A 667-nucleotide genomic window follows, 5' to 3' on the forward strand; every position below is an offset into this window, starting at 1 on the left:
GACAAACGGCCGACTACGATCCAAACGCTGTTTGGAGAAGTGACGTTTCGACGGAACTACTACTATGACCGGCAAACGGGGAACTATACCTTCTTGCTGGATGCCGAATTAGGCTTTGATGGGGCCCGATCGATCAGTCCTTGCCTCGAGGAAACGGCGGTCGAGTTGGCCGTAGAGTGCTCTTCCTACCGCAAAGCGGCCCGTACGTTGGAGTCGATCGTGGGGTATGCGGTCATGAGCCACGAGGCGATTCGCCAACTGGTGCTGGAGGCCCCTGTCTCGCTGCACCGCCCTGTTTCCCAACGGCACGGCCGGGTGCTGTTTGTGGAGGCGGATGGACTGTTTATTTCCCGCCAGGGGAAAGGGAAACGGGCGAAAGAAGAGAAAATCCTGGCGGTTCACGAGGGATGGAAACGAAACGGTTCGCAGCTCGAGCTCGTGAACCGGCGCCACTACCTCCATGAAGGGGAGGGAGACGTGTGGGAACGGTTCGAAGAGTGGCTGATGAACGAATATGCCTATGATCCGTGCCGGGACCTGTTGATCATCAACGGCGACGCGGCGTCGTGGATCACGGCCTGCCGGGAGTATTTTGGGAAGCGGGCGTGCTTTCAGCTGGATCGATTTCATGTGGCGCGGGAGCTGCGTCAGTGTCTGTCCGGCCATC

At 58.8% G+C, this 667-nt stretch carries 1 protein-coding gene; it reads left to right on the forward strand.

Annotated features, from left to right (window positions below):
- On the forward strand, positions 1–667 hold a 667-nt coding region (locus ETC02_RS18650), incomplete at both ends, for an ISLre2 family transposase (protein WP_171698465.1).

This window comes from Geobacillus sp. DSP4a (genome assembly GCF_013096875.1).
GTDB classification, from domain to species: domain Bacteria; phylum Bacillota; class Bacilli; order Bacillales; family Anoxybacillaceae; genus Geobacillus; species Geobacillus thermophilus.